This is a genomic window from Streptomyces sp. NPDC017056 (assembly GCF_044332485.1).
Classification (GTDB): domain Bacteria; phylum Actinomycetota; class Actinomycetes; order Streptomycetales; family Streptomycetaceae; genus Streptomyces.
The window spans coordinates 113,724-128,717 of sequence record NZ_JBIRPD010000005.1 but is presented as its reverse complement, the minus strand read 5'-3'; the positions used below and the strand labels follow the sequence as shown (position 1 = coordinate 128,717).

The 14,994-nt window shown below is 70.7% G+C and carries 9 protein-coding genes and 5 pseudogenes; 8 read left to right on the top strand and 6 right to left on the bottom strand.

The genetic code is table 11. The features are described 5' to 3' along the window. Positions 1–65 precede the first annotated feature (65 nt). Positions 66–956, top strand: coding sequence for a DUF2268 domain-containing protein (locus tag ACH4OW_RS11340; RefSeq protein WP_398026847.1), 891 nt, complete (start codon positions 66–68; stop codon positions 954–956). 22 nt (positions 957–978) lie between these two features. Here ACH4OW_RS11340 and ACH4OW_RS11335 read toward each other — a convergent pair whose 3' ends face one another. Next, a complete protein-coding gene (locus tag ACH4OW_RS11335; RefSeq protein WP_398026845.1) occupies positions 979–1,695 on the bottom strand; it encodes an alpha/beta hydrolase in 717 nt (238 codons plus the stop codon). 208 nt (positions 1,696–1,903) lie between these two features. Between ACH4OW_RS11335 and ACH4OW_RS11330 the strand changes: the two genes are divergently transcribed. Next, positions 1,904–2,857, top strand: a complete 954-nt coding sequence (locus ACH4OW_RS11330) for a DUF5995 family protein (RefSeq protein ID WP_398026843.1) — start codon at positions 1,904–1,906, stop codon at positions 2,855–2,857. On the opposite strand, the gene ACH4OW_RS11325 is transcribed toward ACH4OW_RS11330, so the two are convergent. Continuing rightward, positions 2,817–2,975 (bottom strand): hypothetical protein, encoded by a 159-nt coding sequence (locus tag ACH4OW_RS11325; protein ID WP_360128813.1) that lies wholly within the window; start codon positions 2,973–2,975, stop codon positions 2,817–2,819. The two genes, ACH4OW_RS11330 and ACH4OW_RS11325, sit on opposite strands and share 41 nt — an antisense overlap. Positions 2,976–3,677: 702 nt before the next feature. Between ACH4OW_RS11325 and ACH4OW_RS11320 the strand changes: the two are divergent. The 5 genes and pseudogenes from ACH4OW_RS11320 to ACH4OW_RS11300 all read left to right on the top strand — a co-directional run. Further along, positions 3,678–4,148, top strand: a pseudogene (locus tag ACH4OW_RS11320) (hypothetical protein); the annotation flags it as partial. A 6-nt stretch (positions 4,149–4,154) separates the two neighbouring features. After that, entirely contained in the window at positions 4,155–5,567 is a 1,413-nt protein-coding gene (locus ACH4OW_RS11315) for a hypothetical protein (protein WP_398027218.1), read from the top strand. A gap of 8 nt (positions 5,568–5,575) precedes the next feature. Further along, a complete protein-coding gene (locus tag ACH4OW_RS11310; RefSeq protein WP_398027216.1) occupies positions 5,576–7,012 on the top strand; it encodes a VWA domain-containing protein in 1,437 nt (478 codons plus the stop codon). A gap of 118 nt (positions 7,013–7,130) precedes the next feature. Beyond that, positions 7,131–8,243, top strand: a complete 1,113-nt coding sequence (locus ACH4OW_RS11305; protein ID WP_360128819.1) for an AAA family ATPase — start codon at positions 7,131–7,133, stop codon at positions 8,241–8,243. Beyond that, positions 8,240–11,053 (top strand): hypothetical protein, encoded by a 2,814-nt coding sequence (locus ACH4OW_RS11300; RefSeq protein WP_398026841.1) that lies wholly within the window; start codon positions 8,240–8,242, stop codon positions 11,051–11,053. Before ACH4OW_RS11305 ends, ACH4OW_RS11300 begins: the two co-directional genes overlap by 4 nt. 23 nt (positions 11,054–11,076) lie before the next feature. Here the strand turns inward: ACH4OW_RS11300 and narI are convergent. The 4 pseudogenes from narI to ACH4OW_RS11280 form a co-directional block, all read right to left on the bottom strand. Next, positions 11,077–11,799 (bottom strand): annotated as a pseudogene (gene narI / locus ACH4OW_RS11295) (respiratory nitrate reductase subunit gamma). Positions 11,800–11,820: 21 nt separating this feature from the next. Beyond that, a pseudogene (gene narJ / locus ACH4OW_RS11290) lies at positions 11,821–12,228 on the bottom strand (nitrate reductase molybdenum cofactor assembly chaperone); the annotation flags it as partial. Beyond that, positions 12,225–13,377, bottom strand: a pseudogene (locus tag ACH4OW_RS11285) (4Fe-4S dicluster domain-containing protein). The pseudogenes ACH4OW_RS11285 and narJ, both read right to left, overlap by 4 nt. A 19-nt stretch (positions 13,378–13,396) precedes the next feature. Next, positions 13,397–13,732: pseudogene (locus ACH4OW_RS11280) on the bottom strand (respiratory nitrate reductase subunit gamma); the annotation flags it as partial. A 277-nt stretch (positions 13,733–14,009) separates the two neighbouring features. Between ACH4OW_RS11280 and ACH4OW_RS11275 the strand changes: the two are divergent. Continuing rightward, positions 14,010–14,849, top strand: coding sequence for an SDR family NAD(P)-dependent oxidoreductase (locus ACH4OW_RS11275; protein ID WP_398026839.1), 840 nt, complete (start codon positions 14,010–14,012; stop codon positions 14,847–14,849). The last annotated feature ends 145 nt before the right edge of the window (positions 14,850–14,994 follow it).

The following is a 14,994-nucleotide window of genomic DNA, read 5'->3' as shown; positions in this document are numbered from 1 at the left end:
CATGCGCCGGCCACGCTGAATGCGACTTGCTCCTCACGTAACGGGAGGTCCTACGGTCTCGAACCATGAAGATAGTTGTTCACGACACAGCGTCCGCCATGCTCGACATCCTCCAGCGACCGTTGGCGGAACGGCCCGACGCCCTACGGGACATGCTCGGCCCCGTCCAGCGGGTGATGTCCGCTGTGGGCATCACGGACCTGACCGAAATGCACCGCGGCCAGGGCAGCGGCTTCCGGCTGGACCGCGAGGACCCGCGGTACGTGCCCGCCCTTCGCCGGATGCGGGACGCGGCGGTGTGGAACCGGATCGAGGACACCCTCGGCGCCGCGTGGGAGCGGATCAGCGGCGCGGTCCCCGGCATCCGGCACGCCGACACGGTGCACGTCGTCCTGGTGCTCGGTGACCCCGACGACGACCACCTGACGGTGCGGAGCGCCGGTTACTTCGGCCTGGGCGGTATTCCCGGCGCGATCCACCTGACGATGTGGCCCACCGAGACCAGCCTGGCAAAGATCGGCTATGCCGCCGCGCACGAGCTCCACCACAACGTGCGCTACGCCAACGTCACCTGGGACCCCACGACCGTCACGGTCGGGGAGCACGTCGTCGCCGAAGGGCTGGCCGAGGCGTTCGTGCGGGAGTTGGGCGGTGAGCAGGCCATGGGGCCGTGGTCGCAGGCGCTGACCGGTGCCGCGCTGGACGGCGCGTACGAGAAGATCGCCGCCGACGTCGACGTGGCCGGGATGCAGCATTTGACGGCCTACGTGCTGGGCGACGCCACCGCGCGGCGCATGGGGCAACCGGCCGTGGGGCTGCCGGACTTCGCGGGGTACGGGGCCGGTTTGCGCATCGTGGACGCGCACTTGGCCGCCTCCGGCCTGACCGCCGCCCAGAGCACCGCCCTGACGGCACGCGAGATCCTCGTCAACGCGGGCGTACCGACCGGCGCGTGAGCGGTCGGGCCGCCCGGCCGGGTCAGCCCTCGGCAGGTGCGGAAGCGATCCTGCCGAGGAGGGCGGCCAGTTCGGCGGGGGCGGACAGGAAGGGGGAGTGGCCGGTGCCGAGCCGTTCGACGTGTGAGGCGCGCGCGGACATCTTCTCCTGCAGCGCGGGCGGCAGCGCCCGGTCACCTTCGCAGATCACGTAGGTCGAAGGCACGGTCCGCCACGCCGCACGCGTCACCTGCTGCTGGAACGACCGCCGGCTCTGGTCGACGAGTTCGCCGAGGGCGTGCTCGGCCTGGTCGTCCGGCAGGTCCCCATACAGCGACGTACGGGGGTCGTCGAAGACGATGGGCGCGATGCCACTGAGGTCCTCGTCCTCGGGCTTGACGCTCCGGCCGCCGTGGACGGTGGCGAGGGACTGCCCCTCCTCCGGCATGTAGGCCGCGAGGTAGACGATGCGGGTGACGCCGAGCCGGTCGTCGGCTGCCTGGGTGGCCGGGATGCCGCCGTAGGAGTGGGCGACGACGATCACGGGGCCTTCGGTCTGCCGCAGGTGTGCGGTTATTTCCTCGGCGTCGTCGTGGACACCGGCGGTGGGCGTGCTCTGCGGGCCGGCACTGGGCAGGTCGGCCGTACGGGACTGCCAGCCGTCGGCGGCAAGGGCGTCCTGCAGAGCGCTCCAGCACGTGGGGCGGTGCCAGGCGCCGTGAACGAGGAGGAAGGTCGGGCGGGTTGCGGGAGAAGACATGACGTGCTCCTAGCGGGGGCTGTCGGTGGCGAGGAAGGCCGTACCGGCGGTGGGGGCCGGTGCGGACACGGCCCGGTTCTTTCGCAGGGTGCCCGGTACGACGCGGATATCGTACGGCGTTGCCACGCGCGGCCTCTTCCGGATATTGCCGTGACTTTCTGCCGGTTGGGTCGTTCGGCAGACGGGGCGGCGAGGAGGGGTGGCCCGTATGCGTAATGCTTTCTTCACGTATTCCGCTGTGGCGTTGGCGGGTGCGGTGCTATGGGCCGGGGGACCGGCCCTCGCCGCACCACCACCGAGGGACGAGGCCCGGCGCCTTGCCTGCGAGGGGCCGGTGGCCGGCTGCGTCCGGCAAGCCCGCCGCGCCCTGACCGAGGTGCGCGACGCGCTGGGCTGCGATCACCGGGCGCCTTTTCCCGTCATCTACGTGCAATTGGAACGCGCGTTGGAAGCGGCCGCCGCGAAACCGGGCTCCTTCGACGAACCGGAATGGCTGGCCGGGGACCTCAACACCGGATTCGTCAATCTGTACCTGGACGCCTATCGCGCGGACCAAGGGGCAGGAGCGGTCCCGCAGGCGTGGAAAGCGGCCTTCGACGCGGCGCGTACGGGGGACGTGAACGCCGGCCAGGACGTTCTGCTCGGCGCCAACGCCCATATCCAGCGGGATATGCCCTACGTGCTGGCCTCACTGGGGCTCGCCCGCCCCGGAGGCGCCTCGCGCAAAGCCGACTACGACCGGTTCCAGAAAGTCCTGGACCGGGCCTACGCGTCCGCCGTCCAAGAGATCGCACGGAACTACGACCCCGTGGTCGCCCTGGCCGACTCGCGCTGGAATCCCATTGCCGGCTACACCGCGAGCCAGTTGTTCCGCATGTGGCGGGAACAGGCGTGGACGCACGCACGGCAGCTCGCCGAGGCCGACGGCCCGTCCGCCCGCAAGGAAGTCGTGCGACGGATCGAAACCAATGCGGCCCGCTGGGCGTCATTGCTGAACACCGTCCATGTCCCCGGCTATCGGCAGGTGCGCGACGCCTATTGCCAGGCGCACCACCGCGGCGGCGCGGACAGGAAGCCTGCGAACCGGCGCGCAGCGCGGCCGGCTCACAGGCTCACGGGTGTCACCACCGTCCCTCACCGTAACGACGGTGCAGTTCGTTGATTTCCTGTTCGTCGCGAGCGGTCATGGACCGCGCGCGGCGCAGTCCGGCTTCTACGATGAACACCACCAGCCCGCCGACAAGTACCGAGGCGAGCAACAACACCACTGCGAACTCCACGCTTTCCTTCTACCCGCCCAGCGGTTGTTCAACAGAGTGCCGCAGATTTGCGACGGGTGGTTTCGGAAGCCCGGCCGGCCCGGCCGCAGCCCTGGGCCGATCCCCGCTTATCGTCACGGTGGTGGGTGGAACGAGTAGGCGTGGCCGCAGGCGTCGCAGGCGAAACGGCCGTTGAGCCCGTCGTTGGCCGTCTGGCACCGCGGGCACGGGGCGGTCGTGAAATACGTCGGCCCCCGCCCGACCGCGTCGCCGGTGCCCGCGCTACCCGGGCTTGATTCGGGTTCTGTCATCCGGACGCTCCGCAGTTGCACGACCAACCGCCGTCCGGGCCTTGGATAACCTGAGCACCACACCGGTTGCAATACATGACGACTCCCTCGGCCCGCATCACCCCGCGCTCAGACCGAGTACACCCATCACAACATCAGCACGCCGTTTCTCGGAAAACGTCCGGAAAAGGCGCGCCATTTCACCGGTGAAGCGCCACACGCTGCCCTGGCGCACGACGCGGTGCCGCCTGCCACAGCGGCGCGGTGCCGCCGGCGGGTCTGGCGGGCGGCTTCCGGCCAGCGGACGTTCCCGGGCGGCGTTGTCAGTGGTCGGAAGTATGTTCAGTCGTGCCTCGCCGATGTGGCGCGGCTGGCTTCTTGGTGCAGAGGAGATGGTGCGTTGTCGGACTGGGAGAGGTCGAGTACGGCGCGGGTGGTGCCGCCCGCGCGACCGCGCAAGCTGGCCAAGGTTCCGTTCGTAGAGCTGGCCGACGGGCGTCTGCAGGGGGTGGTGTCCAGCGGCTCGGACATCGAGCGGGTCTACGTTTCGTCGGTTGCCGCCGGTACGTACGCGTACGCCTGTAGCACCAACAACAACCGGCCCTGCGGCGGCGCGCGGGGCTCGTTCTGCAACCACATCCGCGCCCTGATCAAGGAGGCGGTGCTGCAGTACGGCGTCGATCGGGTCGCCCGCTACCTGAGGGTCGAGACCGCCGGCGAAGAGCCGACCGCGCAGTCCCTCACCGACGGCATGGTCGGCACACGGCCCTCGCCGGGGGACGCCAAGGCTGCCGCGCCCGCCGTATTCAGCCGGTTCCTGCGCCACCTGGCCTACCTTGAACTGGCGCCGGTCACCGCGCCATTGCCGGAGATGCAGTGGTTCCCGCCGACCAGGGCGGCGACGCCGGGAGTGCCGTCGAGCGAGCCCGGCCCGAGCGTGGAAGAGCCCGCCGGCCTGCTTGCCGACGCCATCGACGGGCTCGGCGAAGCGCTGGCCGCCGTCGACGCCTTCGACCAGGCCCTCGTCGCGGGTCTGCGCCGTCCCCAGCCCGCCGGGCTGGCCGACCTCGCCCACGCCGTCGCGGGCACGCCGCTGGCCGCCAGGGCCGCCGAGGCGGCCGGGAAGGCGGCGGCCGGAGCGGCGGGCGAGGACCACTTCGTCGCGCTCGCCGCTGCCCGCACCGCACTGCTCGGCTCCGTCCACGACGCGCTGCTGGTCAGGGCCGAGGAGGTGACCGGCCGGGCGCGCGGCGAGGAGGCTGGTGCGTCCCCCCGCGGGCAAGAGGCGGTCAACCTGCTGGCCGCCGCCCGCTCCTGGCTGTCCGACGTGGCGCGTTCCGGCTGGCAGGGCATCGACCACGACCTCGTCTCCGGGGCGGCGCACGTTGTCTCCGCGCTGCTCAAGGACCCGGACCTGCGCCGCCTGGCGACGCTTCTCGACGGCTTCGCCGCCGAACTGGCCGCATCCTGTCCGGGCACGGCCTTGGAACGTGTTCCGGCACGCCGCTGGGCCGACCTCTGGTCCCGCGCGATGCTGCTGACGGTGCCCGGCGCGGCCGAGGCGTCCGCGAGTGGTGAGGCCACCGGCCGCCTCCTGCCCCTCGGCGTCGACCTTCAGGAACACGCGACCGCCGTGCAGGCCCAGGTCCACGCCGTGTTCGAACCGGCGGACGGCGGGGTGCCGCGTCTGGTGCGCGCGAGTGTGTCGGCGCCGAAACCCGACACGGTCGTCGGTGCCGGTCTGTGGCAGCTGCTCCGCCCGCACATGTCGCTCCTGCAAGCCGTCAGCGAGGGCCGTTCGATGGACCTCGACGGTATGCCGGTCACCGCCGGGGGCGACCTGATCTGGAGCGACGAGCACGCCCGGCAGGGCGAGCCGGCCGACGCCTTCGCCGTCGCCCGCGTAGCGCTGCCCACTGCCACCGACGCGGTCACCGCCCCGCTCGACCGGCACCCCGCGCGTATCGCCGTGCCCGTCTTCATGGAGGGCTACGCCGCGCGGAAGGACGGCGACGCGGTCACCTTCGCCGTCGCCGGGCGGCCGCTCGCCGTGGACACGGACCGCATTCCGGCCGCGGGCCCGCTCACTCCTCAGGCCGTCGCGGCGTCCGGCGCGTGCATAGGGCTGCTCCGCTGGGACGCGGGGGCGTTCAGCGTCCAGCCCCTGGCCGTCGAGACGACCGTACGGAAGAAGGCCGTCGCGGTGCACGCCGGGCAGTGGGCCGGCGGCACGGCCGACAAGGCCGGCGTCAAGGCCGAGAAGGCCGCCACCGACGCCGTCCACGTGCTGCGGGAGCGTGCCGGAAGGTTGCTGCGGAAATGACGGAGCACATGAGCGTGAGCACGACAGGGCCCGGCGTGGACCCTGACGAGAACCGCCGGCAGGTTCTCTACTGGCGGCTGCTGGCCCGCCTCTTCGACCAGGAGGAGCAGGCCACGCTGGAGTCGGCGAGCCTCGCCGTCGTCAAGGACATCGGTCTGCCGTCCGCGCTGCTGGACCCGCAGGCATCCGTCGACTCGGTCGTGCAGCGCCACCCGGAGCTGGCCGCCGAGTTCGACGGCCTGATGACGCCCGAGCCCGACGACGAGGGCACCCGCGACCGGGCCGCCGAGGTACGGCGCGCGGCGCTGGCGTCGAAGGTGCTGCTCAACGTCTTCGCCTCCGGTTCCGGCACGGTCAGCGCCGGGCAGCTGGCGCGGTGGCAGTCCGATGCGGGCTGGCTGGAGCGCGCGTTCGGCTGCCGGCCCGGTGAGCTGCGCGGCGGCCGCGCCGGGCAGGGAGCCGGGCAAGGGGCCGGGGCGGGAGCCGCCGGACAGGGCGTCAGCCCGACCGGCACCGGAGGCCGGGGCGTGACGCCCGATCTCGGCCGGCTGATTCCGGAGATCGGTCCGGAGCTGGGTGCCATCGAAGCCGACCTGGTCAAGCGGATGCATCTGCGCGAGGTGCTGGCCGACTCCCGGCTGGCCGCCCGGCTCACCCCGAGCATGTCCCTGATCGAGCAGCTGCTGCGGGACAAGAACAACCTTTCGGGCGTGGCCCTGGCCAACGCCAAGGCCCTGATCCGCCGTTTCGTCGACGAGGTCGCCGAAGTCCTGCGTACCCAGGTCGAGAAGACGACGGTGGGCGCCCTGGACCGTTCGGTTCCGCCGAAGCGGGTGTTCCGCAACCTCGACCTCGACCGCACGATCTGGAAGAACCTCACCAACTGGAGCCCGGAGGAGGAGCGGTTGTACGTGGACCGCCTCTACTACCGGCACACCGCACGCAAGACGACGCCCCAGCGGCTGATCGTCGTGGTGGACCAGTCGGGATCGATGGTCGACTCCATGGTGAACTGCACCATCCTGGCGTCGATCTTCGCCGGACTGCCGAAGGTGGACGTCCACCTGATCGCGTACGACACGCAGGCGCTCGACCTCACCCCGTGGGTGCAGGACCCCATCGAGACCCTGCTGCGCACCAACCTCGGGGGCGGCACCGACGGCACGGTCGCCATGGCACTGGCCCAGCCGAAGATCGCCGAGCCCCGCAACACCGTCGTCGTGTGGATCTCCGACTTCTACGAATGGCAGACCGAGCCGCTGTTCGAGAGCATGGCCGCCATCCACCGCTCGGGAGCCAAGTTCATCCCCGTCGGCTCGGTGACCAGCTCCGGCCGCGGCAGCGTCAACCCGTGGTTCCGGGACCGCTTCAAGGACCTCGGTACGCCGGTGCTCTCCGGTCACATACGCAAGCTCGTCCGCGAGCTCAAGACGTTCCTCGCCTGACCTGCCGGCGATTCACGACCGATCGCGACCGATCGCGACTGGTTGCGACTGGTCACGACCGATCAATGCCCTGTTCGACGTGCTGAACCCTGCCCGCATTCTCTCTGAAAGGCCCGATATGTCCGATCTGCTGCGCGCTCCCGCCGAAATCAAGTACGCCGAAGAGCTGGACTGGCTCGAATCCGTCGACGACCACCCCAAGCCCTTCTCCTGGCGGCTGTCCCCCAAGATGGTCCGCCTGTTCATCCTGGGCTCCGAGCGCTCCGACGGCCTGGACCGCGAGATCCCGCAGAAGTGGTTCGGCGACCGCAGCTTCGTCGAGCGCTCCATCGTCACGCTGGCCTCCGACCGCGGCCTGCTGCTCATCGGCGACCCCGGCACCGGCAAGAGCTGGCTGGCCGAGCTGCTGTCCGCCGCGATCTCCCGCAACTCCACCCTGGTCGTGCAGGGCACGGCGGGCACCACCGAGGACCACATCAAGTACTCGTGGAACGTGTCCATGGTCATCGCCAAGGGCCAGTCGCGGGAGTCGATGATCCCCTCGCCGATCATGACCGCGATGGAGGGCGGCGCGATCGGCCGCTTCGAGGAACTGACCCGCTCCACCAGTGACGTGCAGGACGCGCTGATCTCGATCCTGTCCGAGAAGTACATCTCCGTTCCGGAACTGGACAGCGACAACATCGTCTTCGCCAAGCCCGGCTTCTCCGTCATCGCCACGGCCAACAGCCGCGACCGGGGCGTCAACGACCTCTCCTCGGCCCTCAAGCGCCGCTTCAACTTCGTGCGCATCCCGGTGGTGACGAACAAGAAGAGCGAGGCGGAGATCGTCCGCTTCCGCACCGAGGAACTGCTCCGCCGCCACCAGATCGAACTGGACGTCCCACCGACCCTGCTCGACGTACTGCTCCAGAGCTTCGCCGACCTGCGCGCCTCGGCGGCCGCCGCCGGCAGCGACGACGAGAAGCTGGAGTCGGCGCTGTCCACCGCCGAGCAGATCGGCGTACTGGAGGACGCGATCCTGCACGGCAACTTCTTCGGCGAGCGCGCCCTGACCGCCCGCACGCTGGCCTCCTCGCTCGTCGGATCTCTGGCCCGGCGCGAGCCCGAGGACCTGGCCATACTCAACAAGTACCTGCACGGCGTCGTCGAGCCGCGCAGCAAGGAGGAGGGCGGCTCCTGGCCGGAGTTCCTGGAGGGCGGCCGCGACGCGATCGCCACCCTGTCATGAGCGGCACGTACGAGGGCGTCCGCGAGGAGACGTTCACCGCGCTGCGCACGCAGCTGCAGGAGGCCGCCGCGGCCTTCTCCGACGGGCCCGGCGCCCTGGAAGGCATCCTCCTCGGCCTCGTCGACGACGTCGACCGCGCGGTGCGCGAGCCGCTGGAGATCTTTCCCGTCTGCCACCACTCGCCCGCCTCCGCCGTCGCCATGGCACGCCGCCTGCGGGAGAAGCAGCCGAAGGTCGTGTACCTGGAGCTGTGCGAGGACATGGCGCCGCTGCTGACCGAGCTGCGCAACTGCAGGCTCCCGGTCGCCGTCCAGGCGTTCGCGAGCGAGGTCGACGGCTTCCCGCCCGAATGGTCGCCGCTGTCGGTGGTCGCCCCGATCACCGAGGCATCGGCCGAGTACCAGGCGATCGCCTACGCACTGGACACGCCGGGCGTCGAGCTGGTCCTCGTGGACCGTTCCTCCGACCACGTCTTCCAGTGGGACGCGCGCGGGAGGCCCGCCGCCCCACCGGCGGACCCCGGCGCGCCACCCGCGGAGGAAGAGGCCGCGCTGCACGGCGAGGCGGTCGGCCTGGAGATCGGCGACCTGCGGCCGCGCTTCGCCGAGCTGGAGGAACATCTGCTGCGCCACGGGCGGGTGCGCCACTGGTCGGAATGGTGGCACCAGTACGTCGAACTGCCCCTCGGCGACAGCGACCACGACACCTACCGCCAGGTCATGCTCCTGATCGGCAGCCTCTTCAGGCGTCTCGCGCCCGGCGACCCCCACCGGGTGCGCGTGGACGAGGACCGCGAGCGCTACATGTGGACCAGGATGCGCGAGCACCTGGCAGCGACCGGCGCCGACCCAGCCGACTGCCTGTACGTGTGCGGCGCCTTCCACGCGGCCAGCCGCGTCGCGGAGTTCGGCGTCCACGGCACCGACACCTTCGAGATCGGCCCGCGCACCGCCACCACCTGGCAGCACGGTCTGATCCCGTCCAGCCACGCGGCGATCGAGGCGCAGTTCGGCCTCGCCGCCGGCTCGGTGTCGATAGCCGCGACGCTCTGGGCGAAGAACGTCAAACGCACACGCGTGGAGCCGTACCGCTTGGCGGGGCAGGCGGGCACGAAGAAGACGAGGGTCAAGAAGACCGTGGCCGTGCCGGCTCCCGCACCGGCGGCCCCGGCCTCGGACCAGCTGACCGGCTTCCTCCAGCGGCCACCCGCCCTGGACCGGCTCGACGAGGCCGAGCTGCTCGGCTGGTCGGTGGACATCGTGCGCGCCGCGCGGCGCAACGGGTACCTCGCCTCCACCGCCGACGCCATCGCGGTGTTCGAAACGTCGATCCTGCTCGCCGGGATGCGCGACCGGGCCAAGCCGACGCCGTACGACTTCCGGGACGCGGCCGTCACCTGCATCGAGAAGGACACCGTGCCCGGCCGGCGGGACGTGCGCCGCCTCGTGGACATCATGATGGGCGGCGACCGGATCGGCCAGGTCGGCTACGACGCGCTGCCTCCCCTGGCCCGCGACGTGCACGACCGGCTCGCGCCCCTGGGCCTCAAGCTCCAGCAGCGCGGCGTGCAGCGGGCCCTGCTGGACGTGGCCGGCCGGCCGGAGCTGGAGCGGTGTTCCGACGTCCTGTGGATGCTGCGCCACCTGCTGCCGCACGGTGCCGCCCGCCCGATCATGGGCGAGCGCAGGCTCGGCGAGCGGTCGCTCCAGGAGTCGTGGGACCTGGCACTGGGCACGCACCAACGGGCGCTCATCGAACTCGGCTACGAGGGCGTCAGCATCGAACAGGTCCTGGAGCAGCGCCTCCGCCGCACGGCGTACTCCCCGCAGGCCACCGCCGCGACCGTCCTCCGGTGCGTCGAGGAAGCGACGCTGTACCTGCGCAGCCGCCGCCTCGCCGACGAACTGGGCACCCGCGCCCTGGAGGTCCTGTCGGCCGAACGCAACGTCGACGGCGCCCCGGAGGTGCTGCGCCGCGTACGCGCGCTGCTGGCGTACTACCGCACCAGCGAGCCGGTGCTGCCGCCGTGGATCGAGACCTTCGCCACCACCGGGTACGCGCACTACTGCACCCTGCTGCCGACGGCGTTCACCGACGACGACGCCACCGTCCGCCACGTGGCCGCCATGCTGGGCTTCCTGTTCAGCATGGAGAGCCTGGCTCTGTCGCTGGGCTGCGACCGCACCCAACTGGAGCTGGCGGTTGCCCAGTCGCATCCGGAGGACCCGTCCAAGACGGCACTGCTGTGGGCGGCCAAGACGCACCTCGGTGTCCTCTCCCGCGCGGACCTCGGGGCGAAGTGCGACGAACTGCTGGGCAACCCCCTGGTGGTGCCCTCGTATCCGCGGTACCTGAGCGGTTTCGTGCACGCCTTGGAACCCGTCCCTGGCCTCACCGATTTCGTCGTGGAAGCGGTGTCGAACGCCTTCGCGCGCCTGCCTGACCCGGTGCTCCTGCCCTGGTTGCCGACCTTGATCACCACCCTGCGGTCGGGCGGCGCCGAACTGGCCCCGCTGCTGATCCGCGAGGCCGGGCGGATCTTCCCAGGCAGGCTGGCGGCGCTGGACGAGTGGGTCCCGCCCTGGCGGGACCGGCCGGAGCCGGAATCCCCGTACGCGGCACCGCGTACGGATGGCGCCGGCGGGTGCGCGCTGCTCGCGGCGCACCCCGGGGCGTGCGACGCGGTGGCACAGCTGCTGGGCTGCGACGGGACGTGGGAACCGGCGGGTCCCGGGCCTTCGGGCGCGGTATTGATCAGTGCCTATCCGGCTACGGCTGCGGCGCTGGGAGCGTTGATGGCCGTCCCGTAACGAACAGCCGGGCTCTCGGGGGATCACTCCGAGAGCCCGGTTCCGCTTGATCCCGGCCGCGCGGCGGCGCGGGACCGGTAGACGATGTACGGGCGGCCCAGGTAGCCGACCGGTGCGGTGAAGGCGTGGACGAGGCGGCTGAACGGCCAAAGCGCGAACAGTGCCATGCCGAGCAGGGCGTGCAGCTGCTAGACGAAGGGCGCGTTGGCCATGGCGGGTACGTCAGGGGCGAACGTGAACAGGGAACGGAACCACACCGAGACCCCCTGGCGGTAGCCGTAGGGGTGGGAGCTGGTGGTGGTTGCGGTGGCTGCGATTCCGGCGAGCAGGACGCAGAGGAGGACGGGGTACATGATCCGGTCGCTGCGCCGGGTGGCGTGGCGTACGGCCCGGACCGTCAGGCGGCGGTGGATCAGAACGGCGAGGCCCGCGGTGGTGGCCAGACCGGCCACGCCGCCGATGGCGAGGGCGTTGGCGTGGTAGAGCCACTCGTGGATGTGCACGTATTCGGTGAAGGATGCCGGAATGAGCAGGCCGGAGATGTGCCCGGCGATGACGAAGAGCAGGCCGTAGTGGAACAGCGGCGAACCGATGCGCAGGAGCGCGCTCTCGTGCAGCTGGCTGGAGCGGGTCGTGAAGCCGAAGCGGTCGTAGCGGTAGCGCCAGGCGGTGCCCGCGACGAGCAGGGTCGTGACGAGGTAGGGCAGGATGTCGCTGTAGGGGCTGCGGTGTTCCTCCAGCGCCATACGGAGGAGTTCCAGGGCGGCCCGGTGCTCGGCCAGCAGCCGGCATCCGGTTTTTGGTGTGCGGGCCGCGAATTCCAGCAGCAGCGGGAGATGGTCGGGCAGTTCGTCAGGGGGTGGCTGCCAACCGGCGGCGCGATAGCGGCTTTTGAGATGGGCGAGGGTGGAGCCACGGCGGCGGGTGTCACCGTCGGTGTAGTACGTCACGTGCAAGGTGCGGCGGGGGCTGCGGTCGAAGGTGTCGACGTATAGGGCGGCGAGGGCGAGCGGTGGTACGTCCTGTACGCGGGTGCAGAAGCGCAGCAGGAGCGCGGCTTGCTCGCCGGGCATGGGGCGCAGCGCTTCGTGTACGGCCCGGTGCCGGGCGGGCCAGCCGGTACCGGGGTAGCTCAGTAGTAGGGATGCGGCCTGGTGGATCAGCGGTGTGTTCATGAACGGTCCTGCCGACGGGGAGAAGGATCGTCTGAACGGCGAGGGAAGAGGCCGTTGGGGCGTCCGTTGCCGTTCCAGTTGAGGAGGTTGAACCGGCCGCGCGAAGAGGTGCCGGTTCCGGATGCCGGTACGGCGGCCGGCGGGGCGTGGAAGCCTTCCGCGTCGTACGTTCCGCCGTACATGCCGGGGCCGCCGTCGCCGTCGAGACTGCACCCCTCGTCGGTGTGCGGGGCCCCGGAGCCGGTGTAGCCGGTCGGAATGACGTAACACTCTTCGTACTTGGCGATGGCCAGCAGCCGGTACATGGCTTCGACGGCCTCGGTGGACATGCCCACCGACGTGGCGATGGCCGGGTCCGGGTCCTCGCCGTCGTGCCCGGTGGCGGTCAGGGATTCCACCACGGGCGACAGCGGGGGCACGTACCAGACCATGGGCATGGTGCGGTACTCGGGATGCAGGGGCAGCGCGACGCGGTAGTCGGTGATCAGCGCGCGGACGGGGGAGCGGCGGGCGGCGGTGACCCAGTCGTGCGGGATGCCGGAGGCTTCGGCGGCGCGGGCGACCCCGGGGTCGCGGGGGTCGAGGAAACAGGAGAGCTGCGCTTCGTACAGGTCCTGCTCGTCGGCGGTGGCGGCGCCGACGCGGTCCGCGTCGTACAGGACGACGCCGAGGTAGCGCAGCCTGCCGACGCAGGTTTCGGAGCAGATGGTGGGCTCGCCCGCTTCGATGCGCGGATAGCAGAAGGTGCACTTCTCGGCCTTGCCGGTCTGGTGGTTGAAGTAGACCTTCTTGTACGGGCAGCCGGTCACGCACAAGCGCCAGCCGCGGCAGCGGTCCCGTCCACGGCTGGTAGCACTCGTCCAGCGCGGGCAGCCGGGGGTTGGCGAACAGCCGGGCCAGGCGCCGGGCGCGGCCGCCGCTGCGCGGGACCAGCCGGCCGTGTTTGAGCTGCCAGCCGTCCTGCCAGCGCTCCTGGTCCTCGTAGCCGCGGGGGTAGCCCTGTCCCGGTCTGGTCTCGACGTTGTTGAACCACGCGTACTCGGTGCCGGAGCGGTTGGTCCACGTCTGTTTGCAGGTGACCGAGCAGGTGTGGCAGCCGATGCACTTGTCGAGGTTCATGACCATCGCGACCTGTGCCATCACGCGCATCAGTAGCTGACCTTCTGGGAGCGGCGGCGGATGGTGGTGACCGCGTCGCGCTGATTGCCGGTGAGGCCCCCACCGACGGGTAATCCGTCGCCTGCGTCTCCCAGGTGATCAACCCGTCCTTGACGTACACGTTCCACGAGCACGAGCCCGTGCAATTCACCCCGTGGGTGGAACGCACCACCTTGTCGTGCGCCCACCGCTCCCGGTGCGGCGCGTCATTGACGCGCTGGTCCCCCCGGAAAACGGCCCGCCCGTCCGCCGTCACCGGCGCCCGGTGCAGCAGCCGTCCGGCCGCCAGCAGCCGTTCGGCCGCGTCCGCCGCGGCACGCTCCGCCTTCGTTTTGCCACGCCACATACGAGCGGCTCCTTATAGGGCCACGGCCACGTCTTACGACGCACGCACTCCAGATTCCTCTTGCCGCGGGCGGGTACAGGGATGCTTTTTCGCCAGTTGGGCAGCTTTGGACTACATTTTTGCCGCGCTTTGCGTTGTTACTCAGAGGTCACCCGGACGGCACGCCGTGGCCGGCGGCTGCCGGTGTCCGGCGCGCACCCCCGGGAAGGGGTGCCAGGCGGCAGCCTCTTCCTTAACCTGTCTCCCTGACGCGGGCCCGGCGCGATGCGGAGGGGAAATGGAAAACCTGGAGGACAAAGTTGCCGTCGTTACCGGTGCGGCGAGTGGTATCGGAAAAGGAATGGCGGAGACGTTCGCCGACGCGGGAATGCGCGTGGTGCTGAGCGACGTGGAGGAGGCCGCGCTGCACGCCATGGCGGCCGGGCTGCGCGACGCCGGCGCCGACGTGCACGCCGTCGTGACCGACGTGGCGTCGGCCGGGGAGGTCGCCGCGCTCGCCGAGTCCGCGCTCGGGACGTACGGCGCCGTACACGTACTGTGCAACAACGCGGGCGTCTACACCGGCAGCCGGCCGAGCTGGGAGAGCACGCTCGACGACTGGGAGTGGATCCTCGGCGTGAACCTGATGGGGGTCGTGCACGGCATCCGCACCTTCCTGCCCGTCATGATCGAGCAGAACGAGGACGCCCATATCGTCAACACCGCCTCGCTGGCCGGCCTGCTGACCGGCGGATCGCTGTACGGCGCGACGAAAACGGCCGTCGTCGCCCTGTCGGAAACGGTCCACCTCGAACTCGTCCGGGACGGTCTCAAGCCGCGGATATCCGTACTGTGCCCCGGCCTCGTCGACACGAACATCTACCATTCCCAGCGCAACCGGCCGGCCCGCCTCTCCGACGCGGGCCCGGTTCCGGGCGACTGGTCCGTCGAGGCCGCCAAGAAGGCGTTCAAAACCGGCCTCAGTCCGCGGGCGGTCGGCGAGCGGGTGGTGGAGGCGATACGCGAACAGCGCTTCTGGATTCTGACGCATCCGGAATACGGAAAACACATCGAGCACCGGATGACGCAGCTCCTCAACGGCGACAACCCCACACTGCTGCCCATGCCGGGGCAGTGACCCGAGGGACGTGACGGGGGACGAGCGGCGGCCCGGTGGCGGGCGCGGCCGGAACTCCCCGTCTGCCGTCACTAACGGTCGGTGACCGGAACCGTACCGTGGGCCGGATAATGCGGGGCCGGGGTGCGGCGGTTATGCGTGCCAC

What these genes read in the sequence shown, in the direction of transcription:
- ACH4OW_RS11300 (WP_398026841.1), top strand. Translation starts at nt 8,240, where the DNA reads ATGAGCGGCACGTACGAGGGCGTCCGCGAGGAGACGTTCACCGCGCTG.
- ACH4OW_RS11330 (WP_398026843.1), top strand. Translation starts at nt 1,904, where the DNA reads ATGCGTAATGCTTTCTTCACGTATTCCGCTGTGGCGTTGGCGGGTGCG.
- ACH4OW_RS11275 (WP_398026839.1), top strand. Translation starts at nt 14,010, where the DNA reads ATGGAAAACCTGGAGGACAAAGTTGCCGTCGTTACCGGTGCGGCGAGT.
- ACH4OW_RS11340 (WP_398026847.1), top strand. Translation starts at nt 66, where the DNA reads ATGAAGATAGTTGTTCACGACACAGCGTCCGCCATGCTCGACATCCTC.
- ACH4OW_RS11310 (WP_398027216.1), top strand. Translation starts at nt 5,576, where the DNA reads ATGAGCGTGAGCACGACAGGGCCCGGCGTGGACCCTGACGAGAACCGC.
- ACH4OW_RS11305 (WP_360128819.1), top strand. Translation starts at nt 7,131, where the DNA reads ATGTCCGATCTGCTGCGCGCTCCCGCCGAAATCAAGTACGCCGAAGAG.
- ACH4OW_RS11335 (WP_398026845.1), bottom strand. Translation starts at nt 1,695, where the DNA reads ATGTCTTCTCCCGCAACCCGCCCGACCTTCCTCCTCGTTCACGGCGCC.